Source organism: Methylomonas rhizoryzae (assembly GCF_008632455.1).
GTDB lineage: Bacteria > Pseudomonadota > Gammaproteobacteria > Methylococcales > Methylomonadaceae > Methylomonas > Methylomonas rhizoryzae.
On record NZ_CP043929.1, the window covers coordinates 3302219 to 3319102 of the forward strand.

The window sequence follows — 16884 nt, forward strand, 5'->3', positions numbered from 1 at the left end:
TTACCGGCGTTGATTAACCAAACCCACCGGCCAACCACGCCACGGCCACCGCAGGCGCGCAATCGCCGGCGGATAGCGCATCGGCCGAGCCTTGCAGGACGAACAAATCGGCAAAGCGGATATAGTCCAGGTCCAAAGCAGCCGCGATGTCCGCCAGTAAAAAACTCCCCACCCCGGCCCCCAGCAGATAGGAGCGCCCGCTCAACCCCGAGCGCGGCCATAGCCGCCGACAATGCTCCAACACCAGGCTTTGTTGCCTGCGTTTCAGCCGACAGGCAAAATCTTGCCAGATCGGCCAGTCGTGGCTGGAAAATTCGTAGCCGGTCATGCGCGACAAACGCCTAGCACTGGCCTCCAAACTTTTGTCTGCGCCATCCGCGGTCTCGCTTTGGTCATGCCAAACCTGCAAATCTCCACTAAGCCGGTACACGTCCGCCATCGTGGCGAAGTACTCCATCATTAGCCCCATAGAACGACCATTAAATTCGATCTGTTGCGCGACAGCCATCACCGGAGTGCGCACCACACCTGTATACAGCAATTCACCGGACACCAAACGTTGATAATCGCTAAAACCTGAGATTTTGGGCTTGTGCTCGGTAAACACCAGTATATCGGTGGTGGTGCTGCCAATATCGACGAATAAGCCTTGCTCGACTCTGATGGCTGCCAACTGCGCGCTCGCCAGCCAGTTGGCGGATGCGATATCCATAGTATGCGCGGGTTCGACTCGAGCGAGCGGCAGCAATCCGCGTCGTCCGGCAAAAACCTGAATCTCCGCGCCGCTCAGCATGCCCGCCATAGCCTGCAATATCGCCCCGACACCTTGTTGTCTATCGGTAAAGCAGTCGACTAGTTCTCCGGTCATAGTAATTGCATGCCGGCATCCGGGCGGCAAACGCCGGATAATGCGCTGCACCGGAGCTTGTAGCTGCTCAATGCCCCTCCATAGCGGGCAAGGCTCTTGCCATACCTGTAAGACGGCGCCGTGCGCATCCAGTTGCGCAGCTTTCACATGCGCTCCGCCTATATCCCAGCCTACGACGCAAGGATCCCTCGGCATTAAATACGCACCTCTACCGACACCCCGACTCTAGGTTCGATATTTACCTCGCCCCACCACAAATTCAACACTTGTTGAGCCACATTGATACCGGTTGCCGCGCTTATACCGACGTAAGAGGTTGTCAATCGCGGGTTAACCTCTAAAATCCTAGGGCCGCTATGCCGATTTTCGATCAAGTCAATTCCCACATAACCCCACAAACCCGGCATTGCAATTGCCATTTGTTTTATCCAATCCGTATACATCTGTTTATTAGGCGATTTCACGTTAACCCTACAAGCCTGTAATTCGAAGCGATCCTCGACAAGCCTCACTCGCTGCCGGTTGCAACTGAGCAGCCAGGCTTTGCCTCGACCGAACAGACAAGACAAGCTCATCGCCTCCCCGTCGACAAAGGGTTGCACGATGTAAGCCGCGGGATTTTCCAGACAGGCGGACGCAAGCACCAGTTGCGCATTATCGCCGAGCACACGATTGCCGGCGCAACCGACCCCGTCAATCGGTTTAATCACTACCGGAAATGTTAAATCCCCGCCGGTCTGGTCCAAGCGACCGGTAGGTACGCAGGGCAAGCCCAAAGCGGTCAAAGCCCGCAATGTCGCATATTTGTCGGTAAAAAGCCGAATGGTGCGCGCATCCGAGACTAACGCCGGTTTGCCTTGAGCGCGTACCGCGTCTACCACGGCCGCCAATACCCCATCGCTCTCAGGAGCAACAGGCCATACTGCATCGGCGAGGTCGATAAGCCTCGGAAATAGGCAATCCAAACTTTGCCGATCTTTAACCTCAAAAACTTCCGCCTCCGCCGGCACACTTAACCTCGTGCAGCGCTGATCCAACGGCAACATGATTCGGACGCCGGGCAGCTGCTTTAACTCATTCAGCAAAGCCTGTAACATCATGCGCCCTTCCTTGGCCATAGAAGCCGGGATGGGCTCGCCGGCTAAGCCGCCGCCGCATACGTATTCAAATACAAGAATTTTCACACACACTGTTTATGCAAATCATCCCGGTAATCGATTTAAAAGGCGGCATCGTCGTGCACGCCGTGGGCGGCGCAAGGAATCGTTACCGCCCGATACACGAACATTCGCAGGTAACCGAACAAAGCGACTTGACCACAGTGTTGTCCGGACTGTTAAGCATTTATCCGTTCGAACGAATATACATGGCGGATTTGGATGCGATTTGCGGGACAGGCAACCAGCGGACACTCGTTCAATGGGCGGTGACAAACTATCCGGACATCGAATTTTGGTTGGACGACGGCTGTAATATCGCCGACTTAAGCAGCCCTGCGCATAATTTATTGCCGGTCATCGGCACCGAATCGCAGCTATCGCCGCCGCAAACCGCCGCACGAGAATTCATCTTGTCGTTGGACTACAAAAATCGACAACCCCAGGGTCATCAAGCTTGGTTTCGACAAACGGAATACTGGCCGCAAACCGTCATTGCCATGACTTTGCACCGGGTCGGCAAGCAAACGGGGCCGGATTTCGAATTGTTGGCCGAGTTGACAAACAGCCACCCGCAAAAATCCATCGTAGCGGCAGGTGGGGTAAGAGATTGCAACGATTTGGAAACCCTACAAAACCTAAACATATCGGCGGTTTTACTGGCTACGGCGTTGCACAACGGCAATCTCTCGCGCCGGTTTTTCTCGACGCTATAGGCAAAAAAATACCCCGGCAAGCCGGGGTATTTTGAAGACCAACGTCAGCTAAAAATTTAAACGTTGTTGGCCGCGAATGGGTGTTTCGCTTCTTTTTTGCCGGCAACCACTTCTTTAGCGGTTGGAGTACCGGCAACCGCGCGAGCAATCGCTTCTTTGGTAGCGGTGTAGTTGTATTGTTCGATTTTGGCATCGTCTTCAGCCAACCAATGGATGAATACACCAACGGAAACGAACAAATCGTCAGCTTCGTCAGCCGGAATGGTGCCGTCTTCTACAGAATCGGCAACAGCCATTGCCACGCCGCGTTGAGCCGGTCCGAACATTTGCACCGCTTGTTTAGAACCTTTGATGGTTACTTTGTTGAACAGAATGGTAGCCGGCTTAACCATCAGGTTAGGAGCTACTACGGCCAACAGAGTGGAGAAACCGTCTTTGTTGTTGGTCAGAGCATTTGCAAACGCAGTTTCAGCTGCTGAACCGCGTGGGCCGATGATCAAGTCGATGTGCGCAACTTCGTTGCCGTCGCCTACCAATGATTCGCCTACGCGCATGTTTGTAATTTTTGCCATTTTTAAAATATCCCCTAAGAAAGATTAAGATTGAACCAAGAAAAAGACATCTAAATATCCGTTTATTTCGCTCCCGGCCGCATCCATGCAAAAACTCCGCCATATTAACATCTTTCGACAAGCTTTGCCAAAAGCACCACCAGCACTGTCGCCACCGTTAAGTCGGCGCTGGTACCCGGGTTTATGTTTTTCGCCTTGAAAGCCTTATCGATACCTTGCAGCAACGGTAAAACTTCTGTCGGCTCATTTGCCGCTTCCATGGTTTTTAGCAACTCGGCCATTTCCGCCGCAATCCACTCTGAGTACTGCTCTCCATACTTTCGTTCGACATGGCTATCCGGATAGTTAGCCAGCAACTCAGCAAATACTGCTAATGCAGCCCAGCTGCTTTCGCCTGACCAAACGAAAGCACGATTATACCGAAAAACCGCAAAATCAAAAAGATCTTTAAAACCATTTACGTATTGCAACGCAATTCGGTCACGTTGCGCCGCTAGAGCCATCGCTTCGGTCAGCGTGACGGCTGCGGGCGAACGAACGTCTTGCCGATCCGACTCGCCCAGTCCGCCCGGAGAAGCCAACACGATTGCGCGAAATACCCAATCCGCATCCTGTCGGCTGGTGTTTTCCAATACTTGATTGAGACACTCTTGTAACGACTTACCGTCCGCAACCTTTTCGGCAGCAAGCAGCAAGGGTGCGCACAGCAAAATAATGCCTAAATTGGTATTGCAGGCGACGGCGGAACGCGTGGCCTGCACCGCGTAAAAAATTCGTTCTCCCAACGAAAAATCGGGGTTGGTGATAGGCTCGGCACTGACGCTCGCACTGATGCGAAAATCGTCGACCGTCATGTCGTGACCCGCGCTATACACGCTGACATTGCCAGGCTTGAAGGCTTGCAACTCGACTTCGCAAGCTTCCTTATAAACCCGCATCAACTCCGCTCTAGTCAGCATCGATTTTCCTGCACATGCAACGTTCAACCAAATCCCGCACCATGGTCTCCGCGATATTTATGCCGCACACGCTCTGCAACCCCTTCCATGCCGGAACGCTGTTGACTTCGATCACATATAAGCAACCGTCTCTGCCTCGCATGATGTCGACCCCGGCATAATCCATATTCAATGCCGCAACCGCCCTGACGGCCAAATCCGCCACCTCCGCATCCAAATCCAAGGCCTGGCAGGTAGCGCCTCGCGCCACGTTATTCAGCCAGGAAATACCGCGCCGACGCATACCGGCAACCGCCTTTCCGTTAACGACATACACCCGTTTATCCGAATAACCTTGGCCCTCGCACTCGATGAAGCGCTGCAGATAATAGATTCCGCGACTGCTGGTCAGCCAAAACAAATCGGTAGACTTTTCCAAGCGTCTAATGCCCTCGCCTTGCGAACCGAACAACGGCTTACTAATCACGTAACGACCTGCAGCCAATTCCCGCTCCACGATAGCTAGCGCGACGTCGCGCTCGCGCAATACCCATGTCGCCGGGGTAGCGATACCGGCATTTTTTAATAAAAAACTGGTCATCGCTTTGTCGACGCTACGTTCGACCGCTCCGGCGTCGTTATAAACCGGCACCCCCAAAATCCGTAGCGCGTGCAAAACATCCAAATAGAACACGACCTCTTCCAGGGAACCGCCCGGTACGCCGCGCACGAACGCCGCATCGGGTAAAACCGTCTCGAAGCCGGGTATCGCGACAGGCAAATCGCCATTCAATTGAAGACGGCATGCCGTCAGGGACACGTATTCGGCAACGCAGCCGTAAGCGGAAAACGCCTTGCATAATTGCTTGCCGTGCCAACCGGGATCGTCGGTGAAAATAACAATTCGAGCCAAAGGATTATCGGTAAAGTTGAAAAAATAGACATAAAAAAGCCGGGCTGCTTGGCCCGGCTTGACAGGCTTTATCGGCAATCAAGCGCCGAACGATTGATCCAGCAAGGCGTTATCCAATGTGCCGGCACGAAAACTCTTGCCGGATTCTACAGCCGTGACAATCACGCTGGCCGGGCTGAACAACATTGCATCGACTTTGAAAAAATCGTATTCGTAGGCTTTGAAAATATCGGCAAACGGTTTGCCGTAATCTTTAGAGGTCGAACTCGGCAACGCGTGCGCCAATTTTTCGGCTGCATCGTCGCTGCCTTTTACGAACAAATGCACTTGGCCGGCAAACAATATGGCATCGTTGGTGCGCCCCATCGCTTTGACGAAATTCGGGTGCGGGGGACAAATCGGCGCAGAGCCCGAGCCGTCGACGATATTTTCCAACGGGAAATGCAAAGCGTGTGCTTTGTGCATGGCGACCTCCAATACCCGCCCCACTACCTGCACCCCACCTGCCAAACTACTGGTCGGGGTAACGATGATGGTCAGCTTATCCGCCGGCACGCCGCAAGCCGCCGCCACTTTTTCGACGATTTCGATAGGCGGAATCGCGTCGTTTTCGATGACCAGCACCGTACTGTCGCAAGCGTCGCGGTATTCCAATTCCTGATACAGCTCCTCGACCGGCTCGACATTTCCGTCTTTAACCTTAGTCGCCAGAGCCCGCGCCGGGCCGGAGCCCAAAGCGTAATATTTTCCGTGCGACAAACTCCAGCCGGCGTATTGACTACCCAAACACGACAACACCGGATTGGTGGAATGTACGTTGATAGTCAGCGGCCAATTTTGCGTGTAACAACTATGAGATAACGCCGCAGTTCCCATTCCGCCCATGCAAATCTCGGTGATGATTCTGCCAGCTTCCAAACCGCCCGGCACTTCGATGCCGGCGTCAATTATGGTACAACCATTATCGAACTTGGATACTTTCAGCCTTAACTTGTCCGCGTTCTCTAACAGAGTCTGGACCAAAGGTTGCGTGAGTTTGTTGATACTAGCCTGATATTGCATGGGAATTGGAACCTTGATTGATTAACTTAAGAATAAACTGGGTACGCGCGGTCAAACCCTCGACAAGTTGGCCCGCGTCGTCGGCGGCGGCAATAATACTGCATATAGGTTGACCCTTGCCAATAATAGAACCGGCCGCCGGCCTGTCGCTAACGCAGTCCGGCCAATCCATATTCTCCGGAATTCGTACCGATTTTGCCGCGAAAACGATTTGATAAACCATCGGAGGGCGCCGTTCCATGACAATTCCCGTTACTTTGCCGTCACATGCCGAACAGTGCGCTGAAAACGCCTGTTCTCCATACAATTGTGCGCTAGCCGGAATCCTGGGATTGATCTCTAAAAAATAGCAATCGTCTCCCTCGCACAAGAAATCCAAACTCCCTAAACCGCACAACGGTAAGGCCGCCGCCAATTTCTGCAGCCAATCGGTCACAGTTCGATTAACGGCGACAGAGACTTCTACTCCATTGCGGATAGCACGAAACATGAAGCTCTCTTCCAAGCACCACTGCCGATTGAAACCCAAAATTTTGACCCCCCCATTCCCGGCGACAAACAAAGCCGACATCGATACCCCGGTTTGAAAGCGTTGCCAATAATAGCGACTTGAGTCGACTGCATCTCCGCCAACATAATGCCGAATATCCGTACCGCCTTCCCCGGCCCACGGCTTAAGCAACCACTGCTTGCCATGTTGCGGCGGAACGAACTGCGTTTCAGGGAAGGCAATGCCCAGCACTGTTAAGCGGCGAAACCAAGTCGGCTTATGTTGCAGCGCGCGAACGACTTCGCTACCGTTGCCCAACAAATGTCCTTGCCGCTGTAAATATTCGACAGTATCCGGAAATCTCTCCAACCCGCTACCGTAAACCACCCAGTCCAGCCGATGGCTATGCCTGAGTTGCGTCACGGCTTTGCACACCTCTTCGACATGCAGCGATTCGATCAACCGCCAATCAGCCGCCAAAGCCCGGCTATCCATATCGGCAAAACAATCGACAAGCAACGGCAACAAGCCCGCTTGCCTAGCCAAAGCAGCCAACATGCGCCCCGAGCGCGCGACTATCAATATTTTTTTCTCGGTAAATTCAACCACCACAACACTCCCGAACAACGAATTCGCTGCAAACGAAAATTGACACTGGATTTTAAAAAAAAACATGGCATAATGGTGAGCCATTGGAGAGCTGGCTGAGCGGTCGAAAGCGGCGGTCTTGAAAACCGTTGAGGGCTTATACCCCTCCTGGGGTTCGAATCCCTAGCTCTCCGCCATCATTCAATGACTTAGGTCAGACTAAACCGGCTTTACAGCCGGTTTTTTTATGCCCATTTGGGGAAACGTTTCCCTATTCTACGTTTTTGTCCCCACTCACTCACAATCTTATTATTCCGTGTTTTATTTTCAGCACGTATCAAAGACTGTAATATCGATAGATCAAAATATCCCCCAAAACAACTGAGTCGCCGCGGCCCAGCCGGTGGCGGGATCGGTGTAGACCGCTATGACGGTGTGGGTGAAGTTCGGGTTGACGATATTGGCGTAGTGGCTGGGCGATTCGACCCAGCCGTCGACGAACAGGCTTTCGTCGTATTCGGACCAGGCGGCGACGTTTTCCCCTTCGATTTTCAGATAGCCCAGCACAAAAGGATGTGCACGTCTTCTCCACCGCTCTCCCGATGATCAGTCGGGGATTCTGCCTCTTTTGGGGGCCAGAATCGAGATATAAGGATGTGCCAACGTTAGGAGGCGCATCGGTCGCGAACGATGCGCTTCACGTTGTTCAGCACATCCTATGGCTCTATTTAGCGCACGTTATCGCGTTATTGGACCGTAAATCGGATATGTAAGACGAGATACGAACATTATGTTGGAATCCAGACGCCACCGTCTAAAATAAACACCGTATCAGCGCAATCTCTCAGTGCCGAATTAAAGCCAGAGGAAAACGCAGACACAAATACCAAAACACCAGCGCGTCTGACTTCTTCTAAGAGCGGAACATAATCGCCGTCACCACTTAAAAGTAAAACTGAATCTACATTTCCTCGAAAAACATGACTCAACATATCTACCGATAATTTAATGTCAACACCCTTTACGCTCCGTGACTTATTTTCTTTTTTAAAAATACATGGAGTCAACGCATTTGGAAGAAGTGATGCTTCATGCCTGGAAAATGTTTGCCTCCGTATAATATTTCCAACATTTTCGATACGTTTATTATCTCCTACCACATAGGTGTAATAATTAACACGGAGAATTTCATGATGTAAACCTATTTGGGTGAACCATGGTAGCCATACGAATACGTCAGGTTCATGTACAACTTCATTTACAGGTCGAAAACCTTGTTTTAACATTTCCTGAAATCGAAAAACTAGGTTTTCTCCGTCAACGAAAACCATCATGCGCCTAGTTGGTCTCGAAACTAACGCAAACTGTAATGGATCAATCATTGCAACATGTAATTAAACTCTGAATGGAATCAAACAAGGCCGTTAGGCGGATTCGCGATAGTAATCCGCGATAACGCCACGCCCTGCAAATATCTACGTTAACGCGATAAGATGCGTCATATAGGATGTGCCGATGTTAGGAAACGCATCGGTCGCGAACGATGCACTTCACGTTGTTCAGCACATCCTATTTAGCGCATCTTATCGCGTTATTTTTGCGCACGTTATCGCGTTGGCGAAAGAGTTTCGAAAAGCCGGCAAAAACGCCGGGAACGCGGCATATGGCAACGCCGATTTTGGGCGCATTTAATGACAGACCAAGACGACTTTAATCGGCATTTCGATTATATTCATTGGAATCCGGTAAAGCATGGCTTAGTAACAAGGGTGGTGGATTGGCCGTATTCGAGTTTTCACCGATATGTCGAACAAGGCGTTTATTCGAAGAATTGGGCGAGCAACGAGCGGTTTGAGGCTTGAAGGTGTCGAATAACCCGATAAGCGCCGCACAAATAGGATGTGCCGACGTTAGGAGGCGCATCGGTCGCGAACGATGCGCTTCACGTTGTTCAGCACATCCTATTTCGCGCTATTTAGCGGACGTTATCGCGTTGTCTTGATTCATTCAGTTCTCCACAGATTAGGTCCAACCAATCGTTTACCGCTTAGTTTATCGATAACACGAGTCCGTTCCTTTTCTATCTTGTATAAATGGATAAAATCGCATTGAGGAAGGCTTTTCCATTCTTCTAACAGTAACTTGCTAAGCGCAATAGTGCCGTGTTCGTCAATTCCAGCGCAGACAAAATAAACCTTTGTTTCTAAAGTGTACCGAAGGAGAACTCCGTAATCAATTGTTGCCGAGGACCGATATCCATGGTCGTGGACCCAGCATTTCAATGTTTTCGTTGTGAAATGTAATTGAAATTCGGGAGGTAACCTTGAAAATAAAAGAGCTGTAGTGCTATTAGAAGTTGGGCTACCCAAACAAAATATAGGGCCGTTAACTGCAGAAGGTATATTCTCGTCTCCAAATAAATTGATTTTTCGGGATCCGGCATTAGCAATATTTGTAGCGAGTTGGACTGCTTCGGAGGCTACTCCAACATCAGTCATTTGATCATCCCAAACGCTTGCAAGCCTTTCTGGACGCTGTTCGCTGGGGTGCCGTTTCGCAAGCCGATGACAAAGCGTTACAGTCACCTTTTCGTAGTGGCATTGAAGTAGACGATTACCAGCTCGATCCCGTGGTTCGAGCGCTTTCCATGCCTCGAGTCAATCTGTTGATTGCTGACGATGTCGGTCTCGGCAAGACAATAGAAGCAGGACTAGTCGTACAGGAAATGATTCTGCGTCACCGCGTTCGTTCTGTATTGATTGTCTGCCCCTCGTCTTTGCAAGTGCAGTGGAAAGAAGAGATGCGGGATAAATTCGGTCTCGAATTTCGTATTATCGATAGCAATACCATCAGTCAATTGCGCCGTAAGCGCGGCATCCATGTCAATCCATGGACACATTTTCCGCGGTTGATTACTTCCGTTGACTATCTGAAACGTGAGCGTCCGTTACGGACTTTTCGGGAAACCTTGCCAGCCGGCGATCAACCTACTTACCCGCGGGCATACGACCTCCTCATCGTCGACGAAGCCCATAACATTGCCCCTTCCGGCCGCGGCAAATATGCGACGGACTCGATGCGCACCTTAGCCATACGCTCTCTCACTCCGCATTTCGAGCACAAATTATTTCTCTCCGCGACACCGCATAATGGCTATCGCGAAAGCTTTGCCGCGCTATTGGAATTGCTGGATAGCCAACGTTTTGCCCGCGCCATTACCCCCGATCGCTCGCAATTAGACGCCGTAATGGTTCGGCGCATGAAATCCGAGCTCAAATTACGTTGGGATGGCAGTCGTCGTTTTGCGGAACGACTCGTCAAACATTTGGAAGTGCCCTATACAAATGAAGAACGACTGGCCCACCAAGCCTTGCAACAATATTCGGAATTGCGCCTCAAACATGCCAGCTCAGACGGCGAACGCATGGCTGCCGAATTCGTCTTGAAACTGCTCAAAAAACGCTTGTTCTCTTCGCCAGCCGCCTTCGGCAGCACACTGGAAAAACACATCGTTTCCGTCGGTAAGCAAAGCGGCAAAGCAATTGCCAACCGCGACATTGCCGACTTTTCCGATGACTATGCAGATGACGATGAATACGAACTCGAAACCGGCGAAGTCGTCAGTTCCGTCAGTCAATCGTTATCAGCCTTGACCAGCGAAGAGCAAAGCCTGCTCAGACAACTCAGCGACTATGCTGTCAAAACCAGTTTGCGGCCGGACAGCAAAGCCGAGACCCTGATCAATTGGCTCAAGAACTCTTTGCGTCCAGGCGGACAATGGAATGAAGAGCGTGTGATCATCTTCACTGAATACCGTGCCACACAAAAATGGCTTTATGACCTTTTGGCTCGCGAAGGCTTCGCCGAAAATGAACGCCTGGAGATGATCTATGGCGGCATGGACAACAAACAGCGCGAAGCCATCAAAGCCGCATTCCAGACTCACCCCAAAGATTCGACAGTTCGGATTCTACTGGCAACCGATGCGGCGTCGGAAGGCGTCAACTTACAAAATTATTGTTCCAAGTTGATCCATTTTGAAATCCCCTGGAACCCTAACCGTATGGAGCAGCGCAACGGCCGGGTGGATCGTCACGGTCAAAAAGCGGATGAAGTGGATATTTATCACTTTGTCGGCAAAGGCTTTGATAAGGCTCAATCTACTGCCAAGGTGGGCGACCTGGAGGCCGATTTAGAGTTTTTGATGCGCGCTGCGCTCAAGGTGGAAACCATACGTGAAGACCTTGGCAAAGTTGGCCCGGTAATCGCCACGCAAGTTGAAGAAGCCATGCTCGGCAAACGCCAGCGCCTCGATACCAGCCGTGCCGAGCAAGAAGCAGAGCCTGTACGCCGCATGTTGAAATTTGAACGCAAACTCCGCGAGCAACTGGAAAAACTGGCCGCTCAGTTACACGAAACCCAACACGACCTCAATCTCACGCCCGATCATATCGAAAACGTGGTTCGAGTTGGCCTGGAACTCGCCGGTCAGCCTGCGCTGATACCGGTCGAGATAGACGGCATTTGGCCCGACCCGACCGACCTGCGGAAAACTTGCCCGGTATTTCATTTACCGGCGCTATCGAATAGTTGGGCGCAATGTACGGATGGACTGGCCCATCCGCACAGCAAAATAATTCGCCCGATTGTTTTTGATGCCGCTTTGGCAACCGGTCGTGACGATGTGGTTTTGGCTCATCTCAATCATCGTTTGGTGCAAATGTGCTTGCGACTGTTGCGTGCGGAAATCTGGTCACTGGACACCCAAACTCAGCATTTGTCGCGCGTATCGGCCTGCATCGTCGATGATTCAGCGTTAAGCCATCCCGTGGTGATTGCCCATGGCCGGATTGTAGTTTTGGGTGGCGATAACCACCGACTACATGAAGAGATCATCACCGCCGGCGGTGCCTTGATTGAAGGCCGCTTTAATCGTTTGAATGTCGGCGAAACCAAAGCCGCTGTAGAATCAGCTACCGATACACCCGTACCGGCTGCAATTGAAGCCCGCTTCCAAGCGCTATGGCCAAAACACGCTGATAGCTTACTGGCTGCCCTGGAAGCGCGACGCGTCGACCGCACCAAAAATCTGGAAAAAACTCTCGAAGAGCGCGCCGAAAAAGAAGTCAGCAAACTGACCGCCATCATGACCGAACTACAACGCTCGATTCAAGCCGAACTCGCTCCCCACCAAATCGAACAATTAGATCTGTTTCTCCTGGGCGACGATCTTGGCAAACAACAGCGCGAACGCGATTTATCCGCGTTGCGTAGACGGCTGGACGAAATTCCCGAAGAAATTGAACGCGAATCACGACATATCCGCTCACGCTTCACCAATCCCCATGCCCGACTGTTCCCGGTCGCCGTTACCTGGTTAATCCCGCGTAAAGCCGTACTCGAAATCACCGGGGGTAAAGCATGAGCCAGCCCAACGTTTCCCGTCATCATGCGGACTGGCTGTCGCTGGTCGAAGTCTCCGGGCCGTTCATTTCGCTGCCGGTATTACTCAAAACCTTTCCGCAAGGACTGGACGCTCGCGATCCGGCGCAAGCCAAAGTATTACGCGCGGCCTATGAGGAATGGCAAGACAACCCCAATGGCCCCGGCAAACAGCGCGCCTGGATTCTGCATGTCCTGACCCAACTCTTGGGGTATCCGAGTGATCTGATTGCCGAAGGTCAAACTCTCCCGGCTGGACTGGAAGCCAGCTTGCCGGAAATGGGCGAAACCCTGCGTCCGGATTTTGCCTTGGTAAGCCCGGCGGGTTCTGACAAACCGGGCCAAGCGCAAATGTTGATAATGACTTACCCGTCCGAACAGGCGCTGGATAAACCGGTGATGGGTAAACTCTGGAAAGCCACACCCGCCACCCGCATGATGGAATTGCTGCACGGTGCCGATGTGCCATTAGGGTTGGTCAGTAACGGCGAACAATGGATGTTGGTCTATGCGCCCCGCGGCGAAATTACAGGCTATACCTCATGGTATGCCGGCCTTTGGCTAGATGAACCGATTACCCTGCGCGCTTTCCATTCCTTGCTGAGCATCCGTCGCTTCTTCGGTGTCGCCGATGGCAGCACGCTGCAAGCCATGCTCAAAGAAAGCGCGCAAGATCAGCAGGAAGTCACCGACCAACTCGGCTACCAAGTCCGGGAAGCGGTCGAAGTATTGGTGCAATCCTTCGATGCCTTGGACAAGGAAAGCAACCGTGGCTTATTAAAAGGCGTCAGCGCTAAAAGCCAGTACGAAGCCGCACTCACCATCATGATGCGCTTGGTGTTCCTGTTTTCTGCCGAAGAACGCGACCTGTTGCACTTGGGCAAACCGCTGTATGACGAAAACTATGCCGTTTCCACCTTGCAGGAACAACTCCAGGAAGTGGCCGACCGTTACGGCGAAGAAGTCTTGGAAAGACGTTACGATGCTTGGACTCGGTTATTAGCGACTTTTCGCGCGGTACATGGCGGTGTCGATCACCAGGATTTAATGATGCAAGCCTACGGCGGCTCGCTGTTCGATCCTGACCGCTATCCGTTTCTGGAAGGTCGCAGTCTTGGCAGCAACTGGCGCAATAGTGCCGCCGAGCCCTTGGCGGTGAATAACCGCGTGGTTTTGCATCTGCTCAACTCCTTGCAACGATTGCGCACTAAAAATGGCCCCGCAGGCTTGGCGGAAACCCGCCGCGTATCGTTTCGCGCGTTGGGCGTGGAGCAAATTGGCCATGTTTACGAAGGCTTGCTCGACCACACCGCGGTTCGGGCTCAAGAGGTCGTGTTGGGGATTGCCGGCACCCGAAAAAAAGAGCCGGAAATACCCTTGTCCGAGTTGGAAGCCTTACTGGCGGACAGCCAAGATAAACTCATCAACTTTCTCAAAGACGAAACCGGCCGTTCCGCGTCGGCGTTGCGTAAAGCGTTAGAACAAGGCAATTTGCTGGACGAACACAAGCTATTGCTCGCCTGCGGACAGAATCAAACCTTGCTGGAACGCTTGCGACCCTTCGTCGGTATTATCCGTGACGATTCCTTTGAACGGCCGTTGGTGGTCTTGCCCGGTAGCACCTATGTCACCGCCGGCACCACCCGTCGTAGCACCGGCACCCATTACACCCCGCCGACGCTAACCGAACCGGTAGTTCAACACACCCTGGAGCCTTTGGTGTATCAAGGCCCTACCGAAGGTTGGCCGCGTGAACAATGGCAACTCAAGTCGCCTAAACAAATCCTGGCACTCAAAGTCTGCGATATGGCCATGGGTTCCGGCGCCTTTTTGGTTCAAGCCTGCCGCTATTTGGCCGAACGTTTGGTAGAAGCCTGGGAGAGCGAGGAAAAGCGCCATCCCGGAGAAGTATTGACCAGCCCAGAAGGCGAGTTTTCCAAAGCCGCGCCCAACGAACGCTTGATTCCGCAAGATTCAGCAGAGCGCATTGCCATCGCTCGACGGGTAGTGGCTGATCGTTGTCTGTATGGCGTGGACATTAACCCGATGGCCGTGGAAATGGCCAAACTGTCGATGTGGTTGATTACCGTCGACAAACACCGCCCGTTTACGTTTTTGGATCATGCCTTCAAATGCGGCGATTCCTTGTTGGGCATTACTTCATTATCGCAATTGGAAAATTTCAGCTTGCGGCCGGACGAAACCAAGCAAACTTCGTTTGCGACGCTGAATTTGTGGCGGCATATCGACGATGCGAAAAGCAAGCGCGAAGCCCTGGAAGCGATGCCGTCGGATACCCCGGAGCAAATCGCGGCCAAAATGGGGTTGTTTACCGAAGCGGAGGAAGCGGTCGCAAAACTGAATGCCGCCGCCGATGTGTTGCTTGCGCTGGAATTGTTGGGATTAAGAGGAAGAGCCTACGAGGCCAAACGCGATGAATTGGCCGACCACATGATGGTGTATTGGGCACAAGGATTATCCGATCTACAAGAGTACGCACACCGGCAACTGGGTGAGCGTAAATGTTTTCATTGGGCGTTAGCATTTCCAGAAATTACCGGCGCAGGCGGTTTTCATGCCTTTGTTGGCAATCCACCGTTTGTGGGTGGAAAAAAGTTCTCCGCATCTTTGGGATCGGATTATAAGGAATATCTGGTTGCACATCTCGCTAACGGGATAAGAGGAAGTGCAGATTTGTGCGTTTATTTTTTCCTGCGAATTGGGCAGTTTTTGCAATCAAAAGGAACTGCAGGATTATTGGCAACCAATACCATTGCACAAGCCGATAGCCGTGAAGTGGGATTGGATCAATTGGACAGCTTTGGGTTACAACATTACTCGAGCAGTGCCGTCGATGCCTTGGCCAGGTGCGGCTGCTCTGGAAGTGGCGAATATCTGGCTATACCGCGGTGCTTGGGCGGGCGAATTTAATCTCAATGATGAGCTGGTGCCCGGTATCACACCGTTTTTAACGCCACCGGGACGTTTGCAAGGCAAACCGCAACGTTTGAAAGCTAACGAAAATAAATCATTTATAGGGTCGTATGTATTGGGAAAGGGCTTTGTGCTGGAGCCGGATGAAGCCTCTGCCTTGATTGCACGCAACCCGAAAAACAAGGATTGTTTATTTCCGTATCTCAATGGCGAAGATTTAAATAGCCGCCCAGATCAATCGCCTTCACGTTGGGTCATCAATTTTCAAAATTTCCCACTTAATCGCACTGCCGATGGTGTATGGCTTACAGCCAATGAAGAGCAGCGAAAACAGTGGTTACGATCCGGCTATGTACCCTTTGATTATCCCAAATCAGTCGCTGAAGACTACCCTGATCTAATACAAATCCTGATTGAAAGAGTCAAGACCGAAAGAGATGAGCTTGTTGCAAAGGGAAAACAAATCCACGAATATTGCTTTTGGAAGTTTTGGGATAGAAGAGACAATCTCTACGCTACTATAGCCAAGAAGGAAAAGGTACTGGTCACGTCACGACACAATAAAATATTAATTTTTGAGTTTGTAAAGAGCGATCTAATTTATAGCGAAGCGTTAGCCATATTTGCTGTTGATAGATCGGTTTTTTCATTTCTGCAATCTTCCATCCATGATGTTTGGGCGTGGCAAAACTGCTCGACGATACGTGATGCAGGAATAAGATATTCGCCAACCGACGGGTTTGAAACTTTTCCCTTCCCAATAGACTTTTCGCAACTTAAAGAGAATGGTGAGCGCTATTTAGAGCGTCGTCAAAGTATCCTGCAATCCCGCCGAGAAGGCTTAACTAAAACCTACAATCGCTTTCACGACCCTGCAGAAGCCGCCGAAGACATTGTCGAATTCAGACGTTTGCAGGTAGAAATGGACAATGCCGTTGCTTCGGCCTACGGTTGGCAAGATTTGCCGCTCGACCACGGGTTCCACGAAACCAAACAAGGCATCCGCTACACCATCAGCGAAGCCGCCCGCCGGGAAGTCCTCGACCGCCTGCTGGAACTCAATCACCAACGCTACGCCGAAGAAGTCGCCGCCGGTTTGCACGATAAGAAATCAGCCAAATCTGCCGGCACTGGTCGAGGGCGCAAGAAGAAAGCCGAGCCTGCTGCTGCAAATGAACCCGAACAATTCCAACTTTTCTGAACA

Annotated in this window: 14 protein-coding genes, 1 tRNA gene and 1 pseudogene; 7 read left to right on the forward strand and 9 right to left on the reverse strand. The window is 51.7% G+C overall.

The features are described 5' to 3' along the window. Positions 1–13: 13 nt before the first annotated feature. Entirely contained in the window at positions 14–1063 is a 1050-nt protein-coding gene (locus F1E05_RS14730; protein ID WP_150049747.1) for a hydantoinase/oxoprolinase family protein, read from the reverse strand. Continuing rightward, complete coding sequence (locus F1E05_RS14735) at positions 1063–2052, reverse strand: ATP-grasp domain-containing protein (RefSeq protein WP_150049749.1); 990 nt, start codon at positions 2050–2052, stop codon at positions 1063–1065. The genes F1E05_RS14730 and F1E05_RS14735 overlap by 1 nt, the downstream gene beginning before the upstream one ends. A gap of 11 nt (positions 2053–2063) precedes the next feature. Here F1E05_RS14735 and F1E05_RS14740 point away from each other — a divergent pair, with 11 nt between their 5' ends. Next, positions 2064–2741 (forward strand): HisA/HisF-related TIM barrel protein, encoded by a 678-nt coding sequence (locus F1E05_RS14740; protein ID WP_150049751.1) that lies wholly within the window; start codon positions 2064–2066, stop codon positions 2739–2741. Positions 2742–2797: 56 nt separating this feature from the next. Here the strand turns inward: F1E05_RS14740 and fae are convergent, their stop codons facing one another. From fae to F1E05_RS14765, 5 genes are all read right to left on the reverse strand, one after another. After that, positions 2798–3313 (reverse strand): formaldehyde-activating enzyme, encoded by a 516-nt coding sequence (gene fae, locus F1E05_RS14745; protein ID WP_150049753.1) that lies wholly within the window; start codon positions 3311–3313, stop codon positions 2798–2800. A 104-nt stretch (positions 3314–3417) separates the two neighbouring features. Continuing rightward, a complete protein-coding gene (locus F1E05_RS14750) occupies positions 3418–4272 on the reverse strand; it encodes a triphosphoribosyl-dephospho-CoA synthase (protein ID WP_150049755.1) in 855 nt (284 codons plus the stop codon). After that, positions 4262–5164: an ATP-grasp domain-containing protein gene (locus tag F1E05_RS14755; protein ID WP_150049757.1), complete on the reverse strand. Its 903-nt coding sequence runs from the start codon at positions 5162–5164 to the stop codon at positions 4262–4264. The genes F1E05_RS14750 and F1E05_RS14755 overlap by 11 nt, the downstream gene beginning before the upstream one ends. 78 nt (positions 5165–5242) lie before the next feature. After that, positions 5243–6226 (reverse strand): methenyltetrahydromethanopterin cyclohydrolase, encoded by a 984-nt coding sequence (gene mch, locus F1E05_RS14760; RefSeq protein WP_150049759.1) that lies wholly within the window; start codon positions 6224–6226, stop codon positions 5243–5245. Continuing rightward, on the reverse strand, positions 6210–7325 hold the full coding sequence (locus F1E05_RS14765; protein ID WP_190303157.1) for an ATP-grasp domain-containing protein: 1116 nt from the start codon (positions 7323–7325) through the stop codon (positions 6210–6212). The genes mch and F1E05_RS14765 overlap by 17 nt, the downstream gene beginning before the upstream one ends. Before the next feature lie 85 nt (positions 7326–7410). Between F1E05_RS14765 and F1E05_RS14770 the strand changes: the two genes are divergently transcribed. Next, positions 7411–7501: transfer RNA gene (locus F1E05_RS14770), tRNA-Ser, on the forward strand. A gap of 163 nt (positions 7502–7664) precedes the next feature. Here the strand turns inward: F1E05_RS14770 and F1E05_RS14775 are convergent. Continuing rightward, positions 7665–7871, reverse strand: coding sequence for a CAP domain-containing protein (locus F1E05_RS14775; protein WP_150049763.1), 207 nt, complete (start codon positions 7869–7871; stop codon positions 7665–7667). 221 nt (positions 7872–8092) lie between these two features. Further along, on the reverse strand, positions 8093–8686 hold the full coding sequence (locus F1E05_RS14780) for an NYN domain-containing protein (protein ID WP_150049765.1): 594 nt from the start codon (positions 8684–8686) through the stop codon (positions 8093–8095). A 133-nt stretch (positions 8687–8819) separates the two neighbouring features. On the opposite strand from F1E05_RS14780, the gene F1E05_RS20300 reads away from it, so the two are divergent. From F1E05_RS20300 to F1E05_RS20445, 5 genes and pseudogenes are all read left to right on the forward strand, one after another. Then, positions 8820–8996 (forward strand): hypothetical protein, encoded by a 177-nt coding sequence (locus tag F1E05_RS20300; protein WP_190303159.1) that lies wholly within the window; start codon positions 8820–8822, stop codon positions 8994–8996. Beyond that, positions 8924–9166, forward strand: a pseudogene (locus F1E05_RS20925) (REP-associated tyrosine transposase); the annotation flags it as partial. The gene F1E05_RS20300 and the pseudogene F1E05_RS20925, both read left to right, overlap by 73 nt. Before the next feature lie 605 nt (positions 9167–9771). Next, on the forward strand, positions 9772–12729 hold the full coding sequence (gene drmD, locus F1E05_RS14790; protein WP_269473511.1) for a DISARM system SNF2-like helicase DrmD: 2958 nt from the start codon (positions 9772–9774) through the stop codon (positions 12727–12729). Beyond that, the gene (locus F1E05_RS14795) at positions 12726–15677 is read left to right on the forward strand and encodes an Eco57I restriction-modification methylase domain-containing protein (RefSeq protein ID WP_197737378.1); all 2952 of its coding nucleotides are present in this window, start codon (positions 12726–12728) and stop codon (positions 15675–15677) included. Before drmD ends, F1E05_RS14795 begins: the two co-directional genes overlap by 4 nt. Then, a complete protein-coding gene (locus F1E05_RS20445) occupies positions 15601–16881 on the forward strand; it encodes a type IIL restriction-modification enzyme MmeI (RefSeq protein WP_197737379.1) in 1281 nt (426 codons plus the stop codon). The genes F1E05_RS14795 and F1E05_RS20445 overlap by 77 nt, the downstream gene beginning before the upstream one ends. Positions 16882–16884: the final 3 nt, after the last annotated feature.

Bases quoted from the DNA above. Each gene is read 5' to 3' on its own strand.
- F1E05_RS14750 (WP_150049755.1), bottom strand. From the start codon at position 4,272: ATGCTGACTAGAGCGGAGTTGATGCGGGTTTATAAGGAAGCTTGCGAA.
- F1E05_RS14730 (WP_150049747.1), bottom strand. From the start codon at position 1,063: ATGCCGAGGGATCCTTGCGTCGTAGGCTGGGATATAGGCGGAGCGCAT.
- F1E05_RS20300 (WP_190303159.1), top strand. From the start codon at position 8,820: ATGTTAGGAAACGCATCGGTCGCGAACGATGCACTTCACGTTGTTCAG.
- F1E05_RS14780 (WP_150049765.1), bottom strand. From the start codon at position 8,686: ATGATTGATCCATTACAGTTTGCGTTAGTTTCGAGACCAACTAGGCGC.
- F1E05_RS14740 (WP_150049751.1), top strand. From the start codon at position 2,064: ATGCAAATCATCCCGGTAATCGATTTAAAAGGCGGCATCGTCGTGCAC.
- F1E05_RS20445 (WP_197737379.1), top strand. From the start codon at position 15,601: ATGCCTTGGCCAGGTGCGGCTGCTCTGGAAGTGGCGAATATCTGGCTA.
- mch (WP_150049759.1), bottom strand. From the start codon at position 6,226: ATGCAATATCAGGCTAGTATCAACAAACTCACGCAACCTTTGGTCCAG.
- F1E05_RS14795 (WP_197737378.1), top strand. From the start codon at position 12,726: ATGAGCCAGCCCAACGTTTCCCGTCATCATGCGGACTGGCTGTCGCTG.
- fae (WP_150049753.1), bottom strand. From the start codon at position 3,313: ATGGCAAAAATTACAAACATGCGCGTAGGCGAATCATTGGTAGGCGAC.